The sequence below is a fragment of the Sphingobacterium sp. HSC-15S19 genome (genome assembly GCF_050433745.1).
GTDB lineage: Bacteria > Bacteroidota > Bacteroidia > Sphingobacteriales > Sphingobacteriaceae > Sphingobacterium > Sphingobacterium siyangense.
The window spans coordinates 80,960-97,800 of sequence record NZ_JBNPWQ010000007.1 but is presented as its reverse complement, the minus strand read 5'-3'; the positions used below and the strand labels follow the sequence as shown (position 1 = coordinate 97,800).

At 40.0% G+C, this 16,841-nt stretch carries 14 protein-coding genes; 9 read left to right on the top strand and 5 right to left on the bottom strand.

Features of this window, described 5'->3' with window-relative positions; all coding sequences use genetic code 11:
- Window positions 1-2 precede the first annotated feature (2 nt).
- The 9 genes from L1283_RS07420 (at window position 3) to L1283_RS07380 (ending at window position 8,578) form a co-directional block, all read left to right on the top strand.
- Window positions 3-728: a YebC/PmpR family DNA-binding transcriptional regulator gene (locus L1283_RS07420; protein ID WP_286851801.1), complete on the top strand. Its 726-nt coding sequence runs from the start codon at window positions 3-5 to the stop codon at window positions 726-728.
- Between the two features lie 119 nt (window positions 729-847).
- Entirely contained in the window at window positions 848-2,437 is a 1,590-nt protein-coding gene (locus L1283_RS07415) for a hypothetical protein (protein WP_429625987.1), read from the top strand.
- Between the two features lie 64 nt (window positions 2,438-2,501).
- Window positions 2,502-3,245 (top strand): DeoR/GlpR family DNA-binding transcription regulator, encoded by a 744-nt coding sequence (locus tag L1283_RS07410; protein WP_046673148.1) that lies wholly within the window; start codon window positions 2,502-2,504, stop codon window positions 3,243-3,245.
- A 23-nt stretch (window positions 3,246-3,268) separates the two neighbouring features.
- Complete coding sequence (locus tag L1283_RS07405) at window positions 3,269-4,729, top strand: lipopolysaccharide biosynthesis protein (RefSeq protein ID WP_075990238.1); 1,461 nt, start codon at window positions 3,269-3,271, stop codon at window positions 4,727-4,729.
- A complete protein-coding gene (locus L1283_RS07400; protein WP_075990239.1) occupies window positions 4,730-5,602 on the top strand; it encodes a glycosyltransferase family 2 protein in 873 nt (290 codons plus the stop codon).
- A 3-nt stretch (window positions 5,603-5,605) separates the two neighbouring features.
- Complete coding sequence (locus L1283_RS07395; RefSeq protein WP_286734285.1) at window positions 5,606-6,520, top strand: glycosyltransferase; 915 nt, start codon at window positions 5,606-5,608, stop codon at window positions 6,518-6,520.
- Window positions 6,521-6,525: 5 nt separating this feature from the next.
- The gene (locus L1283_RS07390) at window positions 6,526-7,281 is read left to right on the top strand and encodes a glycosyltransferase family 2 protein (protein ID WP_286849733.1); all 756 of its coding nucleotides are present in this window, start codon (window positions 6,526-6,528) and stop codon (window positions 7,279-7,281) included.
- Window positions 7,281-7,496 carry a DUF3820 family protein gene (locus L1283_RS07385; protein ID WP_046673143.1) on the top strand — a complete coding sequence of 72 codons (216 nt, stop codon included), beginning with the start codon at window positions 7,281-7,283 and terminating at the stop codon, window positions 7,494-7,496. Before L1283_RS07390 ends, L1283_RS07385 begins: the two co-directional genes overlap by 1 nt.
- 95 nt (window positions 7,497-7,591) lie before the next feature.
- Window positions 7,592-8,578, top strand: coding sequence for a rhodanese-related sulfurtransferase (locus L1283_RS07380; protein WP_070561516.1), 987 nt, complete (start codon window positions 7,592-7,594; stop codon window positions 8,576-8,578).
- 128 nt (window positions 8,579-8,706) lie between these two features.
- Here L1283_RS07380 and L1283_RS07375 read toward each other — a convergent pair whose 3' ends face one another.
- The 5 genes from L1283_RS07375 to trmB all read right to left on the bottom strand — a co-directional run bounded on the left by L1283_RS07375 (window position 8,707) and on the right by trmB (window position 16,836).
- Window positions 8,707-9,414 (bottom strand): DUF937 domain-containing protein, encoded by a 708-nt coding sequence (locus L1283_RS07375; RefSeq protein ID WP_070561423.1) that lies wholly within the window; start codon window positions 9,412-9,414, stop codon window positions 8,707-8,709.
- Window positions 9,415-9,543: 129 nt separating this feature from the next.
- Window positions 9,544-10,806 (bottom strand): DUF5689 domain-containing protein, encoded by a 1,263-nt coding sequence (locus L1283_RS07370; protein ID WP_139144882.1) that lies wholly within the window; start codon window positions 10,804-10,806, stop codon window positions 9,544-9,546.
- A gap of 3 nt (window positions 10,807-10,809) precedes the next feature.
- Entirely contained in the window at window positions 10,810-12,279 is a 1,470-nt protein-coding gene (locus L1283_RS07365; RefSeq protein ID WP_286849731.1) for a SusD/RagB family nutrient-binding outer membrane lipoprotein, read from the bottom strand.
- A gap of 12 nt (window positions 12,280-12,291) precedes the next feature.
- Window positions 12,292-15,543, bottom strand: coding sequence for a SusC/RagA family TonB-linked outer membrane protein (locus L1283_RS07360; protein ID WP_312352269.1), 3,252 nt, complete (start codon window positions 15,541-15,543; stop codon window positions 12,292-12,294).
- A gap of 636 nt (window positions 15,544-16,179) precedes the next feature.
- Complete coding sequence (gene trmB, locus L1283_RS07355) at window positions 16,180-16,836, bottom strand: tRNA (guanosine(46)-N7)-methyltransferase TrmB (RefSeq protein ID WP_070561432.1); 657 nt, start codon at window positions 16,834-16,836, stop codon at window positions 16,180-16,182.
- Window positions 16,837-16,841 lie beyond the last annotated feature (5 nt).

Here is a 16,841-nt window from a genome sequence, read left to right as displayed (position 1 = left end):
CAATGGGAAGAGCTTTCGAATTCAGAAAAGAGCGGAAATTCAAACGCTGGGCCAAAATGGCCGTTCAATTTACACGTTTAGGTAAAGAAATCGCCATGGCGGTTAAAGAAAGCGGCCCTCACCCTGAAACTAACTCGAGACTTCGTACAGCAATACACAATGCCAAGGCAGTAAATATGCCCAAGGATCGTATCGAAGCCGCAATCAAACGTGCTTCAGAAAAAGATTCAAAAGGTTACGAAGAATATGTGTACGAAGGCTATGGCCCGCATGGTGTACCTGTTTTAATTGAAACTGCAACAGATAATACCAACCGCACCGTAGGAAACATCCGTAGCTATTTTGCAAAAGCAGGTGGTTCATTGGGAAAAACAGGATCATTGGATTTTATTTTCAATCGTAAATCCATTTTCCGTTTTGCTGCAACAGACGAACTGGACCTAGAAGAGCTTGAATTAGAGTTGATCGATGGAGGCTTAGAAGAATTGTACGTAGAAGCTGATGAAGAAGGCAATGATATTGCTGTCGTTCAAACTTCCTTCGAAGACTTTGGTAATATGCAAAAATTACTCGAAGAAAAGGGAATTGAAGTAACATCTGCGAAATTGGAACGTATTGCTTTATCGCATTCAGATATTACAGAAGAACAAGCTGCTGATGTGTTGAAGATGATCGATAAAATCGAAGAAGATGACGATGTTCAAGCAGTTTACCATAACATGGCTTAAGCTATTGAACCTATAAAACAATAAAAAAGAGCGCTAGTCGCTCTTTTTTATTTTAGGCCTCCCAGCTGCGTCAGAAAAATTACTACATTTGTAATAGACTATATTAAACTCATAACAGGATGACTTTTGAAGAATTTTTCATAAAAAAGAAAATTGATTTAAAAGCTTTACAAGCTGCAGATGGACCTTTATTTGAAGAGTTCAAAGCACATTATTCTGCTATGGGGGAAAAGAGTTTTGACCACAGTAAAAAGTTTTGGTTCAACAAGCTCCGAAAAAGTTTCCATCTAGCAGAGGAGGAAACTGTCATTGCAAAACCTATTGTAAAGCAGGTTATCGCTGATACAGCATCCGAGACCTCCAGTATTCATACGGCAAAACCAGCAGGCTTTAAACCGCGATTCAAGGCACCTCCTACAGCCGTAGAAGATGAAGTCAAGGCAACATCCAAAAAGGAAATAACTGATTTAGCGGAATCCACTCCTGATTCAATACCCACAGGATTTAAACCGAGGTTCAAAGCTGGTGTAACCAAAGCTCCTGATGTGGCCGCAAGCACATCTGTATCCGAAGAAAAAACCGACGAAGCAACAACAGCCGCTCCAAAACCGACGGGCTTCAAACCGAGGTTCAAAGCTGGAGTAACCAAAACGGAAACTTCTGAACAAGCACAGCTGCCCGATACGAAAGACGAAATTAAGTTAGATACCAGCGTAAAGGCTGAACCTGAAAACAACAGCACAGAGACACAGGAACCCGCTGCCAGTAAACCCACAGGATTTAAACCGAGGTTCAAAGCTGGTGTAACCAAAGCTCCTGATGTGGCCGCAAGCACATCTGCATCCGACGAAAAGACCGACGAGACAACAAACTCTGCTCCAAAACCGACGGGCTTCAAACCAAGGTTCAAAGCTGGAGTAACCAAAACGGAATCTTCTGAACAAGCACAGCTGCCCGATACGAAAGACGAAATTAAGTTAGATACCAGCGTAAAGACCGAACCTGAAAACAGCAGTACAGAAACACAGGAATCCGCTGCCAGTAAACCCATAGGCTTCAAACCGAGGTTCAAAGCTGGTGTAACCAAAGCTCCTGATGTGGCCGCAAGCACATCTGCATCCGACGAAAAGACCGACGAGACAACAAACTCTGCTCCAAAACCGACGGGCTTCAAACCAAGGTTCAAAGCTGGAGTAACCAAAACGGAAACTTCTGAACAGGTACAGCTGCCCGATACGAAAGACGAAATTAAGCTAGATAACAGCGTAAAGGCTGAACCTGAAAACAACAGCACAGAAACACAGGAACCCGCTGCCAGTAAACCCACGGGCTTCAAACCGAGATTCAAAGCTGGCATAACCAAAACGGAAACTTCTGAACAGGCACAGCTGCCCGATACGAAAGACGAAATTAAGTTAGATACCAGCGTAAAGACCGAACCTGAAAACAGCAGTACAGAAACACAGGAATCCGCTGCCAGTAAACCCATAGGCTTCAAACCGAGGTTCAAAGCTGGCGTAACCAAAATGGAAACTTCTGAACAGGTACAGCTGCCCGATACGAAAGACGAAATTAAGCTAGATAACAGCGTAAAGGCTGAACCTGAAAACAACAGCACAGAAACACAGGAACCCGCTGCCAGTAAACCCACGGGCTTCAAACCGAGATTCAAAGCTGGCATAACAAAAATTGACAAAAAGGAAGAATAATTTTCACTACATTTAGACTGATTTTTTTAATTATTTTTAAATTCCGATTAAAAACCAAAGACCAATGTTAAAGGAAGAAAGACAAGCATTCATTATACATCAGATTAACCTACATAACAAAGTTTTATCGTCAGATCTAAGTGTTCAACTGAATGTGTCTGAAGATACAATTAGACGTGACTTAAACGAACTCGCGGAGAATGGAAAAGTTCTAAAAGTCTATGGTGGGGCATTATCAAAATCTTTTCAATTCCCATTTCAGGATGGAAACGTATATGCCAAGGAGGCAAAAAAAGAAATTGCCAAGAAAGCAAGCACTTTAATCTCCAATGGAATGACTGTTTTAGTCGGAGGCGGGACAACCTTAATTGAATTAGCGAGAACAATACCCGATCATCTTCAGTGTACATTTTTTACTATAAGTCCATTAGTTGCACTAGAATTGGCCGAAAAGCCAAACCTTGAAGTCATTTTAGTTGGCGGAAAACTTTCACGCAATACAAACATCGTTTCCGGAGCCCAAGTCGCTAATGAATTGGCAGATCTTAAGGTCGATCTTTGTTTGTTGGGAACAAATTCTCTTTCAGTAGAAGATGGGGTGACCGATTCAGACTGGGAGGTGGTACAAATCAAACGTGCGATGATTAAATGCTCAAAAAAAGTGGCTATTTTAAGTATTGCTGAGAAACTAAATTCAGTTCAAAAAATGAAAGTTGTGCCGTTACGTGATATTTCTTATTTGATTACCGATGTCAATCCAACTGATGTTTCCCTAAAAGAATTTGCGAATACAATTGCAATACTTTAATATTGCCGCTCATTTAATTTAGCATGTCATCGCAAACGAAAAATGACTCTTTAAAATCAAAAACAACAAAAGGACTGCTATGGGGAGGTATGGCCAGTATCATCCAGCAGTTTTTGGGCTTCGGCTTCGGCATCTTACTAAACCGTAAGCTAACAGCAGAAGACTATGGTTTAGTCGCTATGATCACCATCTTTTCTGTTCTCGCCTCCGCTTTTCAAGAAAGTGGATTTGTGTATGGAATTGTCAATAAAAAAGAAGTTGAACATAAAGATTATAACGCGGTATTCTGGACAAGTGTAGGAATTGGAACATTTATTTATATTGTTTTATTTTTTGCGGCTCCTCTTATCGCCTTATACTATAATCAACCAGTACTTGTAGAACTTAGCAGATTTACTTTTTTATCCTTTTGGCTAGGTAGCTTTGGTATTGCGCACAATGCTTACCTCTTCCGGAATTTAAAAATCAAAGAAAGAGTCATCACAGGCACCTTTGCGCTTATTGCATCAAATATAGTCGGGGTTTATTTAGCCTATAAGGACTACGCCTATTGGGCATACGCGATCCAAATTGTCTCCTATAGTGGTTTCAATATGCTTGGATTCTGGTATTTTTCCAAATTCAGACCTACTTTCCAGTTCGATTTCCGACCTATTCGCGACATTTTAGGATTTAGCAGTAAAATACTAGTCACCAATATTTTCATCAACATCAACAAGAATATATACGCAGCGATCTTAGGCCGGCATTATACCGCTGAAGAACTGGGATATACCGTGAATCCTAATCGTTGGAGCATCATGGCACAGAATATATTGACCAATATGGTCAATAATGTGACACAGCCCATTTTAAAGGAAATAGAAGATGATAAGGATAGACAAATTCGGGTTTTTCGAAAACTAATTTCCTTTACGGCCTTTTTAGCCTTTCCGATGTTATTTGGTTTAACAACTGTAGCACAAGATTTCATTACTATTGCGATCACCGATAAATGGGCACAAAGTGCCATATTTCTTCAAATATTTTGTATTGGCGCTGCATTTGATTCTGTAAGCAATGTTTTTTCCAACCTCATCATTAGCAAGGGAAAACCCGAAGTTTATATGCGGAATATCATCGTGTTTGGTCTGCTCCAAATCGCTATTCTATTCTTCGGCAAATCATTAGGTCTTGAACTACTCATTGGATTAACCTCAGCATTAAATGCCCTCTGGATATTCGTTTGGTATGCTTCCGCTAAACCTTATATGAATTATTCATTTCGTTATCTTCTGGCAGATATTTTTGCTTATGCATTATTGGCAGCTGCCAGTTGTATTGCAGCTCACTATGCCACCGCAGCTATCGCCAACCTCTATCTACGGTTTGCAAGTACAATTGGAGTGGCTGTATGTGCATATATCATTGTCAATAGAATCTTTAAACCCAGCATTTTGTTGGAATTATTCCACTATTTCCTAACAGTTATCCGAAAAAAATAGATGGCCAAGATTCTCACCATAATCGTCTCTTATAATTTTGAGCCTTGGATCCACAAGTGCTTACCCAGTCTATTGGATTCGAGCTACCCCACAGATATTTTAGTTGTCGACAACAATTCGGGAGACAATACCACACAGATCATAAAAGAAACGTATCCGACAATAAGACTAATAGAAAGTTCCGAAAATCTGGGTTTTGGAAAGGCCAACAACATCGGACTTGACATTGTTTTGAAGGAAGAATATGATTATGCATTTTTAGTCAACCAGGATGCCTGGCTGGATCGGGACTGCATCGCCAACTTAGTGAAAGTAAACGCAGACAATATCGGAATTATCTCGCCTATTCACTACGATGGAACCGAAACAACACTGGACCATGGTTTTGCTTTATATACAAAAAATGCTACTAGCGAAAATTCGCATCGCATTTGCTCTTTCGTCAACGCAGCATTTTGGTTTATCCCCAACCCAGTGATCAGAAAAGTCGGTGGTTTCGCGCCGATCTTTTTCCATTATGGAGAAGATAAGGATTATGCCAATCGCATCAAGTACTACGGGTTAAATATCATTCTCGCAGACAGGGCCAAGGCCTATCACGATAGACAACAGCGTAAAACAGACCGAAAAACCTTTCTGAAAAGCGAATTTGTCTATCATTTGACAGAGTATTGCAATATCAATTATACCTTTGTAAGATCTTTTTCGATGGCCGTATTGGCGAGTCTGAAGAAAATGGGTGCTTCAATTTTTAAAGGTCATATTTTTGAAGCAAAAAGCTACTTAAACATTGCTTTTAGATTGCTGGGCAAATCGGGAGCAGTTTATCGTACTCGTCTAAGCAACAAAAAAGCATACAACAAAATCTATTGATAAATGAACAGTATTGCTCCAGTCATACTTTTTGTGTACAATCGTCCTGATCATACAATAAGAACACTCTCAGCTTTAGAACAGAACAAGCTTGCAGACCAGACTACGCTTTACATTTATTCGGATGCTGCAAAAAACGAAAAATCTGTTCAAGCTGTTATTGAAGTCCGAAAGATTATCAACCAGTCCTGGAACTTTAAAGAAGTTATTATTGTCGAACGAGCAGAAAATTGGGGTTTGGCGGCCAATGTGATCGACGGAGTTACAAAAGTGGTTAATGCACATGGAAAGATTATTGTTTTGGAGGACGATCTGGAAACTGCTGTATTTGCCCTAGATTATTTCAATCAAGCACTGGAGCGCTATAAAGATCAAGATCAGGTGATGGAGATCAGCGGTTATGGTTATCCACTAAAAGATTTAAATAAACTGCCTGAGACCTTCTTTTTTCGGGTCGCCAATAGTTGGGGCTGGGCAACCTGGGACCGCGCCTGGCAACATTTCAATCCGAATATTGATGAACTTGTATCGGATTTTACGGCCGAGCAGATACATCAATTCAGTATCGAGGGAAAAGAAAACTTCTGGAAACAAGTGCAGGAATTTAAGGCCGGAAAGATCAACTCTTGGGCGATACGCTGGTATGCTTCTGTATTCAAAAAAAATGGGTTAGTTTTGTATCCAAGGAATTCGATGACACAGAATATTGGCAACGATGGTTCGGGTACACATACAGCTGCGGAAGCAACTTATCAGGTTACACTAGCAGAAAGCCCTGTACGGTATTTTCCGACGGAAATTTCAGAAAACAAGCAAGCTTATGAGGCCATCAAGTATTTCTATGCACATCGGAAAGGATCTTTATTCAACCGTGGCATCCGATTCCTGAAGAAGAAAATGAATAAATTCAATATATAAACAACATGTCTGCTCATCCCAAATTTTCGATTATAACTGTCGTTTACAACAATGTGCGTGACATAGAACACACCCTGAAATCTGTTGTCAATCAGAGCTATGATCATATAGAGTATATTGTCATTGATGGACAATCAACCGACGGAACGTTAGAGATCATCCAAAAATACAAGGATAAAATCGCCGTCATCCTCTCCGAAAAGGATAAGGGTATCTATGATGCCATGAATAAGGGTTTAGCCTTAGCAACAGGCGATTATGTTCTTTTTTTAAATTCTGGAGACGAGATCTATGATCTGAATAGCATTGAGAACCTCGCCAAACTGAGCGATAACGCAGATATTCTTTACGGCGAAACAATCCTCGTGGACGACAACAGGAATATTATTGGTGAACGGCGGCACAAGGTTCCGGCTCATTTCGACTGGAAAAGCTTTCGCTACGGTATGAATATCTGTCATCAGGCGATCTACATCAAGCGGGAAATCGCCGAGCCATACGATCTCAATTATAAATTATGCGCTGATATTGACTGGGTTATCCGTTGTGCCAAAAAGGCAAAAAAAACGGTCAATGCACAGCAATATGTTGCCCGGTATCTTGTTGGCGGGATGTCAAAACAAAGACATCAGGAATCCTTGAAAGAGCGTTTTGCGATATTCAAACGCTACTATGGAGCCATTCCCAATTTATTCAATCATGGCATCATTGCGCTAAAAGCAGTTTGGTACCGTCTCAATTATGGAAAACCTCAAGACTAATGTTGAATCCTGAAATTTTAACCGAACTTGTTACAGTCAAGATGCCATTTGGCAAATACCAGGGATACACCTTATGTAATCTTCCTGAGCCCTATCTCGTGTGGTATAACCAAAAAGGCTTTCCAAAGGGAAAACTAGGCCAGCAGTTAGCAACACTCTATGAAATAAAGCTGAATGGCTTGGAATACCTCCTCGAACCTTTGAAGAAAAGGTGACGAGGGTCATTTTATTCCACTTATTATTTTTCGTAGCTTTGCACTAAATTTATTTTTAGCATTAAACGCCGTTTGCAGCGGTATCAATGAATATCATGACACAATATCAAACTTTGCTGTACTATTGTTACAGCCCTATCGAGGATGCCGAAAAATTCGCATCAGATCATTTAGAATTTTGTAAATCACTGAACTTAGTCGGCCGTATCATTGTAGCTGATGAAGGTCTTAATGGAACTGTTTCGGGTACTGTAGAATCCTGTAAAAGCTATATGGATGCCATTTATGCCGATGGTCGTTTCAATAAAACAGAGTTCAAAATTGACGATGTAGATGAACCATCATTCATTAAAATGCATTGCCGCTACAAAGCCGAAATTGTTCACTCTGGTTTGAGAGATCCAAAAGAAATTGACCCCAACCGTCAAACCGGTGTGCACCTTGAACCGAAGGATTTCTTAGCCATGAAAGACCAAGAGGATGTGGTTGTATTGGATGTACGCTCAAATTACGAGCACAATGTTGGTCATTTTAAAAATGCTGTTACCCTAGATATTGACAATTTCCGCGAGTTTCCGGAGAAAATCAAAGAGCTCGAACAATATAAAGGAAAAAAAATATTAACGTACTGCACAGGCGGTATCAAATGTGAGAAGGCATCTGCTCTCTTGTTAAAAGAAGGCTTCGAGGATGTTTATCAATTACATGGCGGCATTATCAAATACGGAAAGGAAGCAGGTGGTGAAGATTTTGAAGGTCAATGCTACGTCTTTGACAATCGTGTTACTGTCGATGTAAATTCTGTCAACCCATCCGTGGTATCAACTTGTTTTAACTGTGGCAAGCAAACCACTAAAATGATCAACTGCGCCAACCCAACTTGTAATGAACATTTCACACAATGTGATGAGTGCGGCTGGGAGATGGATGGATGCTGTTCGCCAGCATGTAAGGAAAATCCCAATAAACGTGAATATGACGGAACAGGATATTATGTCAAGGTACCTCAACCCGTCAATATTGACAAAATCAGCAAAAGAAAACATAAAAATTTTCCACCGAAAGTATCGGCCGAAGATTAATACAAATTGAACAAACAGAAAGCGGTCGGAAGTGTAGAACTTCCGACCGCTTCCTGTTTAGGATCTGCACCATCTTAGCTTCATCCCATACTAGCTTTTTATCAAGAAAAATAATAACCGAACACAGCTTACTTGCCAAACATACCGGCGATTGAATCAAGAATATTGCCCTTTGCCTGCCCATCGTTATTTTTATCAAAAAAACTGCCTGCCAATCCACCCAACATGTCGGTAACACTACCTCCCGATGCCGGCTGCTCAGTTGCTTGCGCTTGTTCTTCTTGGCTACCGCCTAAGAAAGAGCCTAATATACCACCCAACATACCGCCACCTGCATTTTGTTGTGTTCCACCACCAAGCACAGAGCCGATCAGATCACCAATCCCACCGCCGCTTGAAGCCTGCTTTTGTTGTCCTAGATACCCCATTACTATCGGAGCAAGTGTAGCCAATACTCCGGTGACCTGAGAAGAACTCAAGCCTGCTTTATCTGCTATATGCTGTGTCACGACTTCGGTATTTTGGCCGAACATATGGTTGACAATTTTATTGCCGTCTTCAGAAACATTTTGCTCACCGCCCTGTTCTGCTCCACCCTGTCCAAAGAAATCTCCAATTTTATCGAGTATCCCGCTATTGCTATGCTGGTCAATAGCCTTATCAATATTTTCCGCCTGCCCCTTGTTTTTGGCATTGTAATTCAATGCTGCAATCATCAAAGGAACTGCCGCTGCTACAATCCATTTTGCCTTGGATTCGCTGATACCAGTAATTTTTGAAATAGTCTCTATCGCTTTAGAGCCTACTCCACCTGTAACTAAATCTGTTAAGTTCATAAGTCTTCGTTTATAGTTATATAATGAAGATAACGATTTTTTTTGATGAGTTGAGATAATAGCTGATGATAAAAAAGCCCCATTGGATTACACAATCCAATGGGGCCATTTGAAAATCAATTTTTCAAATTAATAACTTTTATAAATAGCAATATCGTCCAATCCCAACCTTCCGTTATTAATCACATTGTTACTTGTCCCTAATCCAAGTTTGGTAACTCTAAAACGAACCGGCCCCTGAATATTCATTAAGAATACAGCCTGTTTTGAATTCATGCTCTCTGTCGTTGTATGCGCGTCCGAAATAGGCTCGCCTGTTTGCTTCCATGTCGTTCCTCCGTCGGTCGAGTATTCCAACTTGAACGTACACGAACGATCGGTGTAATACGAACCATACCAAAGCGTTACTTTTGAGGCCCCATTCGGCACATCAAAATTCATTTGCACATAACCATCAACACTTAAGTTCTGCTGCATACGGATGGCATTTTTTCCAGAAACGATACGATCACGACCAGCAGTTGTTCCTAGAATAGCCTGATACAGGTTCCATTGCCCCGTTGGAAAGGAGACCGCATTTTTATCCTTCATATCATAGCTACCTTTCACACTCGCATCTACAGCATCAAAAGTTTCAGGCCAACCTGCATATAACTTACCGCTGGCATAAGCCATATCAGCATAACTCTGCATCCTAACTTGTAGCTTTTCGCCCTCCTTGAATGCAATTCCTCTGAATGATGCACTTGGAGCGATGGACTCCCCAGCAAATGTCGCATTATCTTGTGTATGCAATATAATCTCATTTTTATCACCATCCATTAAGATTTTATCTCCTTTCAACGCTGTCCCAGCTGCGGGTTCAGGTTCAACATCGGCTGTAATATCGATATAGGTTGATTCAAACTCATCAAACTTCGACTTTAGACTGGAAACAGCAACAGGTAATGGGGCAATAGTATTACCAGATGAGTAGACTTTAAGCTGTTGATTATTATCGACTGAAAGAACTAATAAGCCATCTTTTTTAATCAGTTTTGAACCGCTAATATTGATCTGAACCGAATCTCCAAATTTAAATTCAGACGCATTGGGTACCTGAACTAATATTCCACGGCGTTGATTTCGCCAAATATTCTGTACAGCAAGTGTATTTTCTGGTAAATTCTTATTTTCCGCATGCGAAACGACCACTACTTTGATATGTTCTGCCCCTTGTAGCGAAGACGCATTAAGCTGTAAATCGGCATTTTTATATAGACTGCGTAGCGCATACAACGATATTTCAGGATTTAGCGTCCCTATCGATTCATTGACGTTGTCTTTGATACAGCCGGACAGCAATGCTGACATCGCCAACATACTGCATAGTATTGATTTTAACTTTTTCATTGATTAGTTGATTGAAGGTTGCCACCACATTTTTTCATTTATCCCGTCTCCCCCCATACGACTCACAGCATCTTGATAATTTACTTTGTTTAAAGATTGTACAATTGTTGGATAATTTAAACGTACTGGCATTTTCCCTTGATTCAACAAGCCCGGACCTTTGTATAAATCCAATAATTGGGTTCTACGATATTCGTACCACTGTTGGAAATCCGTAAATAGCATCGCATAGTATTTTTGCAAATGCACCTTTTTCAATTTCGCATGATCACTATCTGTGGGCAGCAATTGAACCTTTGCACTGCTTAGGTAAGATGCTGGCGCTGTTAGCCCCCAGTATTCCATAGCCGCGTTCACCCCCTTTAAATAGGCTCCAGGCGCATCGACCTGAGCATACCCTCTCATACCACATTCAGCAATAATAAATTGCAACTCGGCGTAATTCATGATATTCCCCATATGCGAGTCGGCTTTTAGACTTGTTAAAAGCGTTGATTGTTGCTCGGGGACATTTCCTCTCTGGTATCCGGACTGCATACCGCCATATACTCCTAATGTGGCTTCAGTGGCCCAAATTTTTAATCGTGGGTCTGAAAGGTCCAGCAGATTATTGATAAAAAACTCTGAATAGCCTTTGTTTCCATTAAAATCTATGTCACGGCTATTAAAATAAGGATTCATATAAGGCTGTACATTGGTGTAGTATAAAGCAGCCGTTTCTGCATTGCTTTGCATCACCGGATATTCAGCGGCATTCGTTTCTAATATTTCTTTGATCTTTGCAACGGCATTGGTTTCTGACTTATGTGCTATACGTAGCAATAATCGGAGATATAAAGAATTACCAAATTTCTGCCATTTTGCAGGATCTGAATTAAATATGGGATCCATCGCTAAATTGGTCGATTCGACAGCAACCTTACCTTTCAAAAGCGTATTGGCCTCTTCTAATTTTCTAAAGATATCCGCATAAATATCGGACTGTTTATCAAATACAGGAGTTAAATTACTATCACTATACCCTTTATTGCTGTCTGTATAAGGTACATCACCATACATATCAGTTATTAACGAGCTCACCCAAGCATCCAATATAAGCGAAATACCCTGGTATGTCTGGTAACCCTTCTGCTGCCCTTCCCCTGCCTTCTGATAAATGTCGCGTATATTCGTCAACTGTACGTACCATCCGGACCAGGTAGATTCCGCTTCTGACGGTCTGATTTCATACCGTTGAATCTCCAATGCATCATTCACCGTTACAGTCACTTGCATAAGCTCGTTGTTGATGCGCATATTCCGTGATAAATTTGTGTTTAACACATTGAGTAAAGCTGGCGCGATGAGACTTTGTGGCGCTGCCGCAGAAATTGCATTTGGATTTGTATTTATTGCGACAAAGTCTTTTGTACAGCTCTGTAGCATCCCACAGGCTGCCAACAAAATAAAAGCTTTTCTTATATTCTTTTTCATAATACGCTGGATTTAAAATGAGAATGATAAATTGACACCCATTGTGCGGGTTGAAGGGAACTGGGCAATCTCTGCGCCCTTCTCAATACCGCTTGCATTTAGCGATCCAAACTCTGGGTCAAATGAAGGCCATTTGGTCATGACAAACAGATCTCTTCCGTACACCCCAATTGATGCGCGCTCAATTTTCAAGCGTTCAACAAAAGACTTCGGTAATGTATAGTCAAATCTGACCTCACGAAGCTTTATAAAGTCCGTGGAAAACGTATTTGATTCTATATTATCCCGGTTAAAATGTTTAGCATAATAATCTCCAGCAGACGCAACAACTGTATTCTTGCTGTAGCTTCCATCACTATTCTTCACAACACCATCGCCGATAATACCATTATATCGTCCCGGAATTGTCTTTTTTAATTTTCCCTCTTCCATCAATACGGCATGCGTCAACGAATATCCCACTCCGCCGAATTGACCATCAAATAAGAAATTAAATCTAAATCCTTTGTATTTAAATTCACTCCCCCAACCAAATTTGGTCGTTGCATTTGGATTACCGATATACATGTTCTGTTGGGACAATACAGGAAGTCCATTTTCATAAATAATTTGACCATCCTGATTTCGCTCATATCCGAGTCCATAGATATCACCAAATCGTTTACCAGGTATGGCCACAATTGTTCCTCTACTTCCAAACAACGTGGATAGCACTAATTCTCCTTGCAGATCTGCAGGTATGGAAATAACTTTCGAATCATAGCTCGTAAAATTTCCATACATATTCCAATTTAAGCCATCTTTCTTCTTGATAATATCGCCAGAAAGCGCAATCTCTATCCCCCTATTCCGTACCTCTCCAGCATTCGTAATCTGATTTCTGAAACCGCTTGAGGGATCCAGCGGAGACTCAATAATCTGATCAAATGTCGAGTTTGAATACAGAGTAAGATCTAATTTAAGTCGATCTCTGAACATTCTAAAATCTGTTCCTACTTCATAAGAACGCGTACTTTCGAACGTCAGATTTTCATCTGGAACGGTGGTTGGATTTGTAAGCCCTCCAGTGGTCCCCTCAACACTACGGTAACCATAAGAGTTTAGATAAGCCCGTTTTCCTCCACCTCCGACTTGAGCAATCGATGCTCTGACTTTCCAAAAATTTATCGCTTTTGGCAGGTTTAGCAATTGGGAAATAACAAAACTTGTATTAAGCGAAGGGTATATAAATGGTTTAACTTCATTCCGTTTCGGAGATGCTAATGTACTCGCCCAGTCGATACGATTCGTTGCATCGACAAAAATCATATCCTTATAACTATAATTTAGTAAGGCATATAAGCTATTGGCTGCATATTCCTCGCGGTAAGGTAAATAAACGATTTTTTCCCTCGCATTGGCAAAATTATATTGGTTTGGATAAATAAGACTATTAGCGTAAGCATCATCTTTAATATACTTATTGTGCATCAATGAACCTCCAACCGATGCGCCAAATTTGTGAAGATTGTTCCGTTGATTGTTATATTGCAATAAAAAGTCGGAAGTAATTTCCTGGTTATTGATGGACTGCTCCCGGTAATAGCCATAAGCATATTTATAGGTATCAAATGGCCTGGATTGTTTGCGTTTATCATAGCTCCAATCGATTCCTGTCCGCACCATCAAATTCAACTCCTTATTGAATTTATAATCGGCCTGTAAATTTCCAATAATATTGTTTTTATCCTGCGCATTGATCATATCATAAGATATGGTTCTTGGATTATCCAACAGGTTTGAAAACGGAGTCATCTGTTCAATTCCTTCCTTTCCTGGAATCCAATTCTGCTCTAGCCAAGCTGCATTCACATTCGGCACAATGCCCCGTACAAAGTACATGTAACTTTGATTGTTATAACCGCTATTTGGTAAATTGTCTGATCCTCTATTATTAAAATTAATTTTTGTTGAGAGGCTCAGTTTATCCGTCACCTTGTTATTGAACTGCATAGCGATGGTATTCCGATTATAACCCATGTTGGGAATAATCCATTTGTTCGTTACGTTGGTATATGAAAACCGTGAACTGGTCTTTTCAGTAGCACCAGAAATACTGATCGAATTAGTAGACGTGAGCTCCGTTTGGAAAAGATCCTTTCGGTTATTTTCATAGGGTCTCCATAATGTCCGCTCTGGAGGTGTCAAACGATAGAAATTAGGATCGTACTGGTAAAAATACTGTCCATCAAATTTGGGTCCCCAAGCAGAAGACGTACTTAAAGTACTTGCACCATCCTCTGACTGTCCGTAGGAATAATAAAGATCCTGATCAATCGCACCTTGACCATATTCGTATTGATAATCGGGCCATCTGTTAATTGTCCCAATTGCCGTATTCGAATTAACGGATACACCAATTTTATTTTTAGCCCCTTTTCCCTTTTTTGTGGTAATAATCACAGCGCCATGTGCGCCACGGGAACCATAGAGCGCTGAAGCGCCTGGTCCTTTCAATACTGAAACGGACTCGATATCATCCGGATTAATATCCGCCAATGATGTTCCAAAATCTACAGGAGAATCACTATCCAAATAATTGGAACTACCATTACCGGTCATCCGCGTCCCTCCTCCCATGACAACACCATCCACAACAATCAATGCGGAATTATCGCCCGTAAAAGATGTTTCCCCTCTTAAAATAATCTGATTGGATCCCAATGGCCCCGCACCCGACTTTACCAAATTCAAACCAGCGACTTTTCCTGTTAGAGCATCCGTCCAATTGTTTGAAATTGCATTCGTCAATTCCTCGCCTTTGACCGTGCTTATGGAATAGCCTAATGCCTTCTCTTCTCGCTGTATGCCTAGTGCTGTCACAACGACTTCATTGAGCGCCTCCGATCTCGCACTTAAAAAAATTTTAGCATTCAATTGGGCTGACGAAAAACTTTGCGTTTCAGCTTCGTAACCGATTAGCTGAAAACGGATTGCTGTCCCTGATTCTACTTCAATATCGAAATTACCATTTCTGTCCGTCGCTCCTTTAACTACACCCGCTGCAAGGATTGATACGGATGCCAAAGGTTCTTTCGTCTGATTATCGACAACTTGCCCTTTTACTCTAATCTTGGTCTGCTTAACTGCATGCACAGCTTGATCAGATCCTAGTGGAGCCGCCATTGCTGTAAAATCCATATTACAGGCAATTGCTAATGCCACAAATAGCACTTTCGAGGAGGAGTGCCTTAGATTAATTTGGATAGGGTTAATACTAAACATAGTTATTGGTGTAAATTGTTAATTTTCAATTTGGCACAAAAATATATTCTTAACAAAAAGTTTGTTTTAACTTAATGTTTTCTTTTTGTTAACAATTGTTTCGAATAGCATTTCCTTTTATCATACTATTACCGTTTTAATAAAATGCTTTGAAGTTCACCCTGAAGGGATTATCATGCATTAGGCACGCTTTTAAGCGATCTTTCTTTGGTTATTTTATATTTACAAATCGAAAATAATTAATAATATTTAAAAAACGAAATAAATCGAAATTATTTAAAAGCCCATATTAAAATAAAAAAAACAAGAATTACTTAGTCTTTTAGGAATTATAAGACCGTCGGAAAGGGCCCGAAAGGAGGATTCTAGGATGTTTTAAGTAAATTTACTCCCCCCTTTAAGTAGCTATTTAGTATTTTACATAACTACTATATCCATGCTAAAACAATACCGTAACTATACTGGAAGTATACGGTAACTTTCATGTAAAACTACGACAAGAGTAAATAACCGTAGACACAGCTGCCAACTGGGGTAAAAAGTGGGTGATCAAAGCTTCAGTATCCGCAATACTGAAGAAAACAAAAAGAGCCCAAACTTTCGTTGGGCTCTTTATTACAATAGAAGCGTTAAGGCTTAAGCCTTCTCGAAACTCCACTTCACATAGTTAATGTTCTTGTCATGCGCCAAATACTTCCGTTCGTAATATGTTTTAATGGATAAAACGTTATCAACCAAGTCTGAATGGTAAAGATCTGTCGTTTCCTTATATTTTTTCAAACCCTGTAAATCGATCTGCTCTAGTGTGTAAGCATAAAAACCGTCATTGTCTGTTTTCAGATTCATCATTCCTTCAGGCTTCATAATGATTTTATAACGTTCCAAAAACTTTGGCCCGGTCAATCGTTTCTTTTCTCGGCTATCTTGCGGTTGCGGATCCGGAAAGGTAATCCAGATCTCATCAATTTCATTTTCAGCAAAATGTTCAAGGATAGTCTCAATTTGTATCCGAAGAAAAGCAACATTCCGAATTCCATCCTCCAAAGCTGTTTTGGCTCCTCGCCAAATACGATTACCTTTAAAATCGATACCGATGAAATTTTTCTCCGGAAACAATCTCGCTAGATTAACAGTATACTCACCTTTACCACAAGCAAGCTCCAAAACAACTGGATTATTGTTACCAAATTGCTTCTCAGCCCATTTTCCTTTATATTCTTTGCCTGCGTCGAGTTGGATTACATTTTCAAAAGTAGCAACTTCAGCAAATTTACGTAGTTTGTCCTTTCCCATTTTTT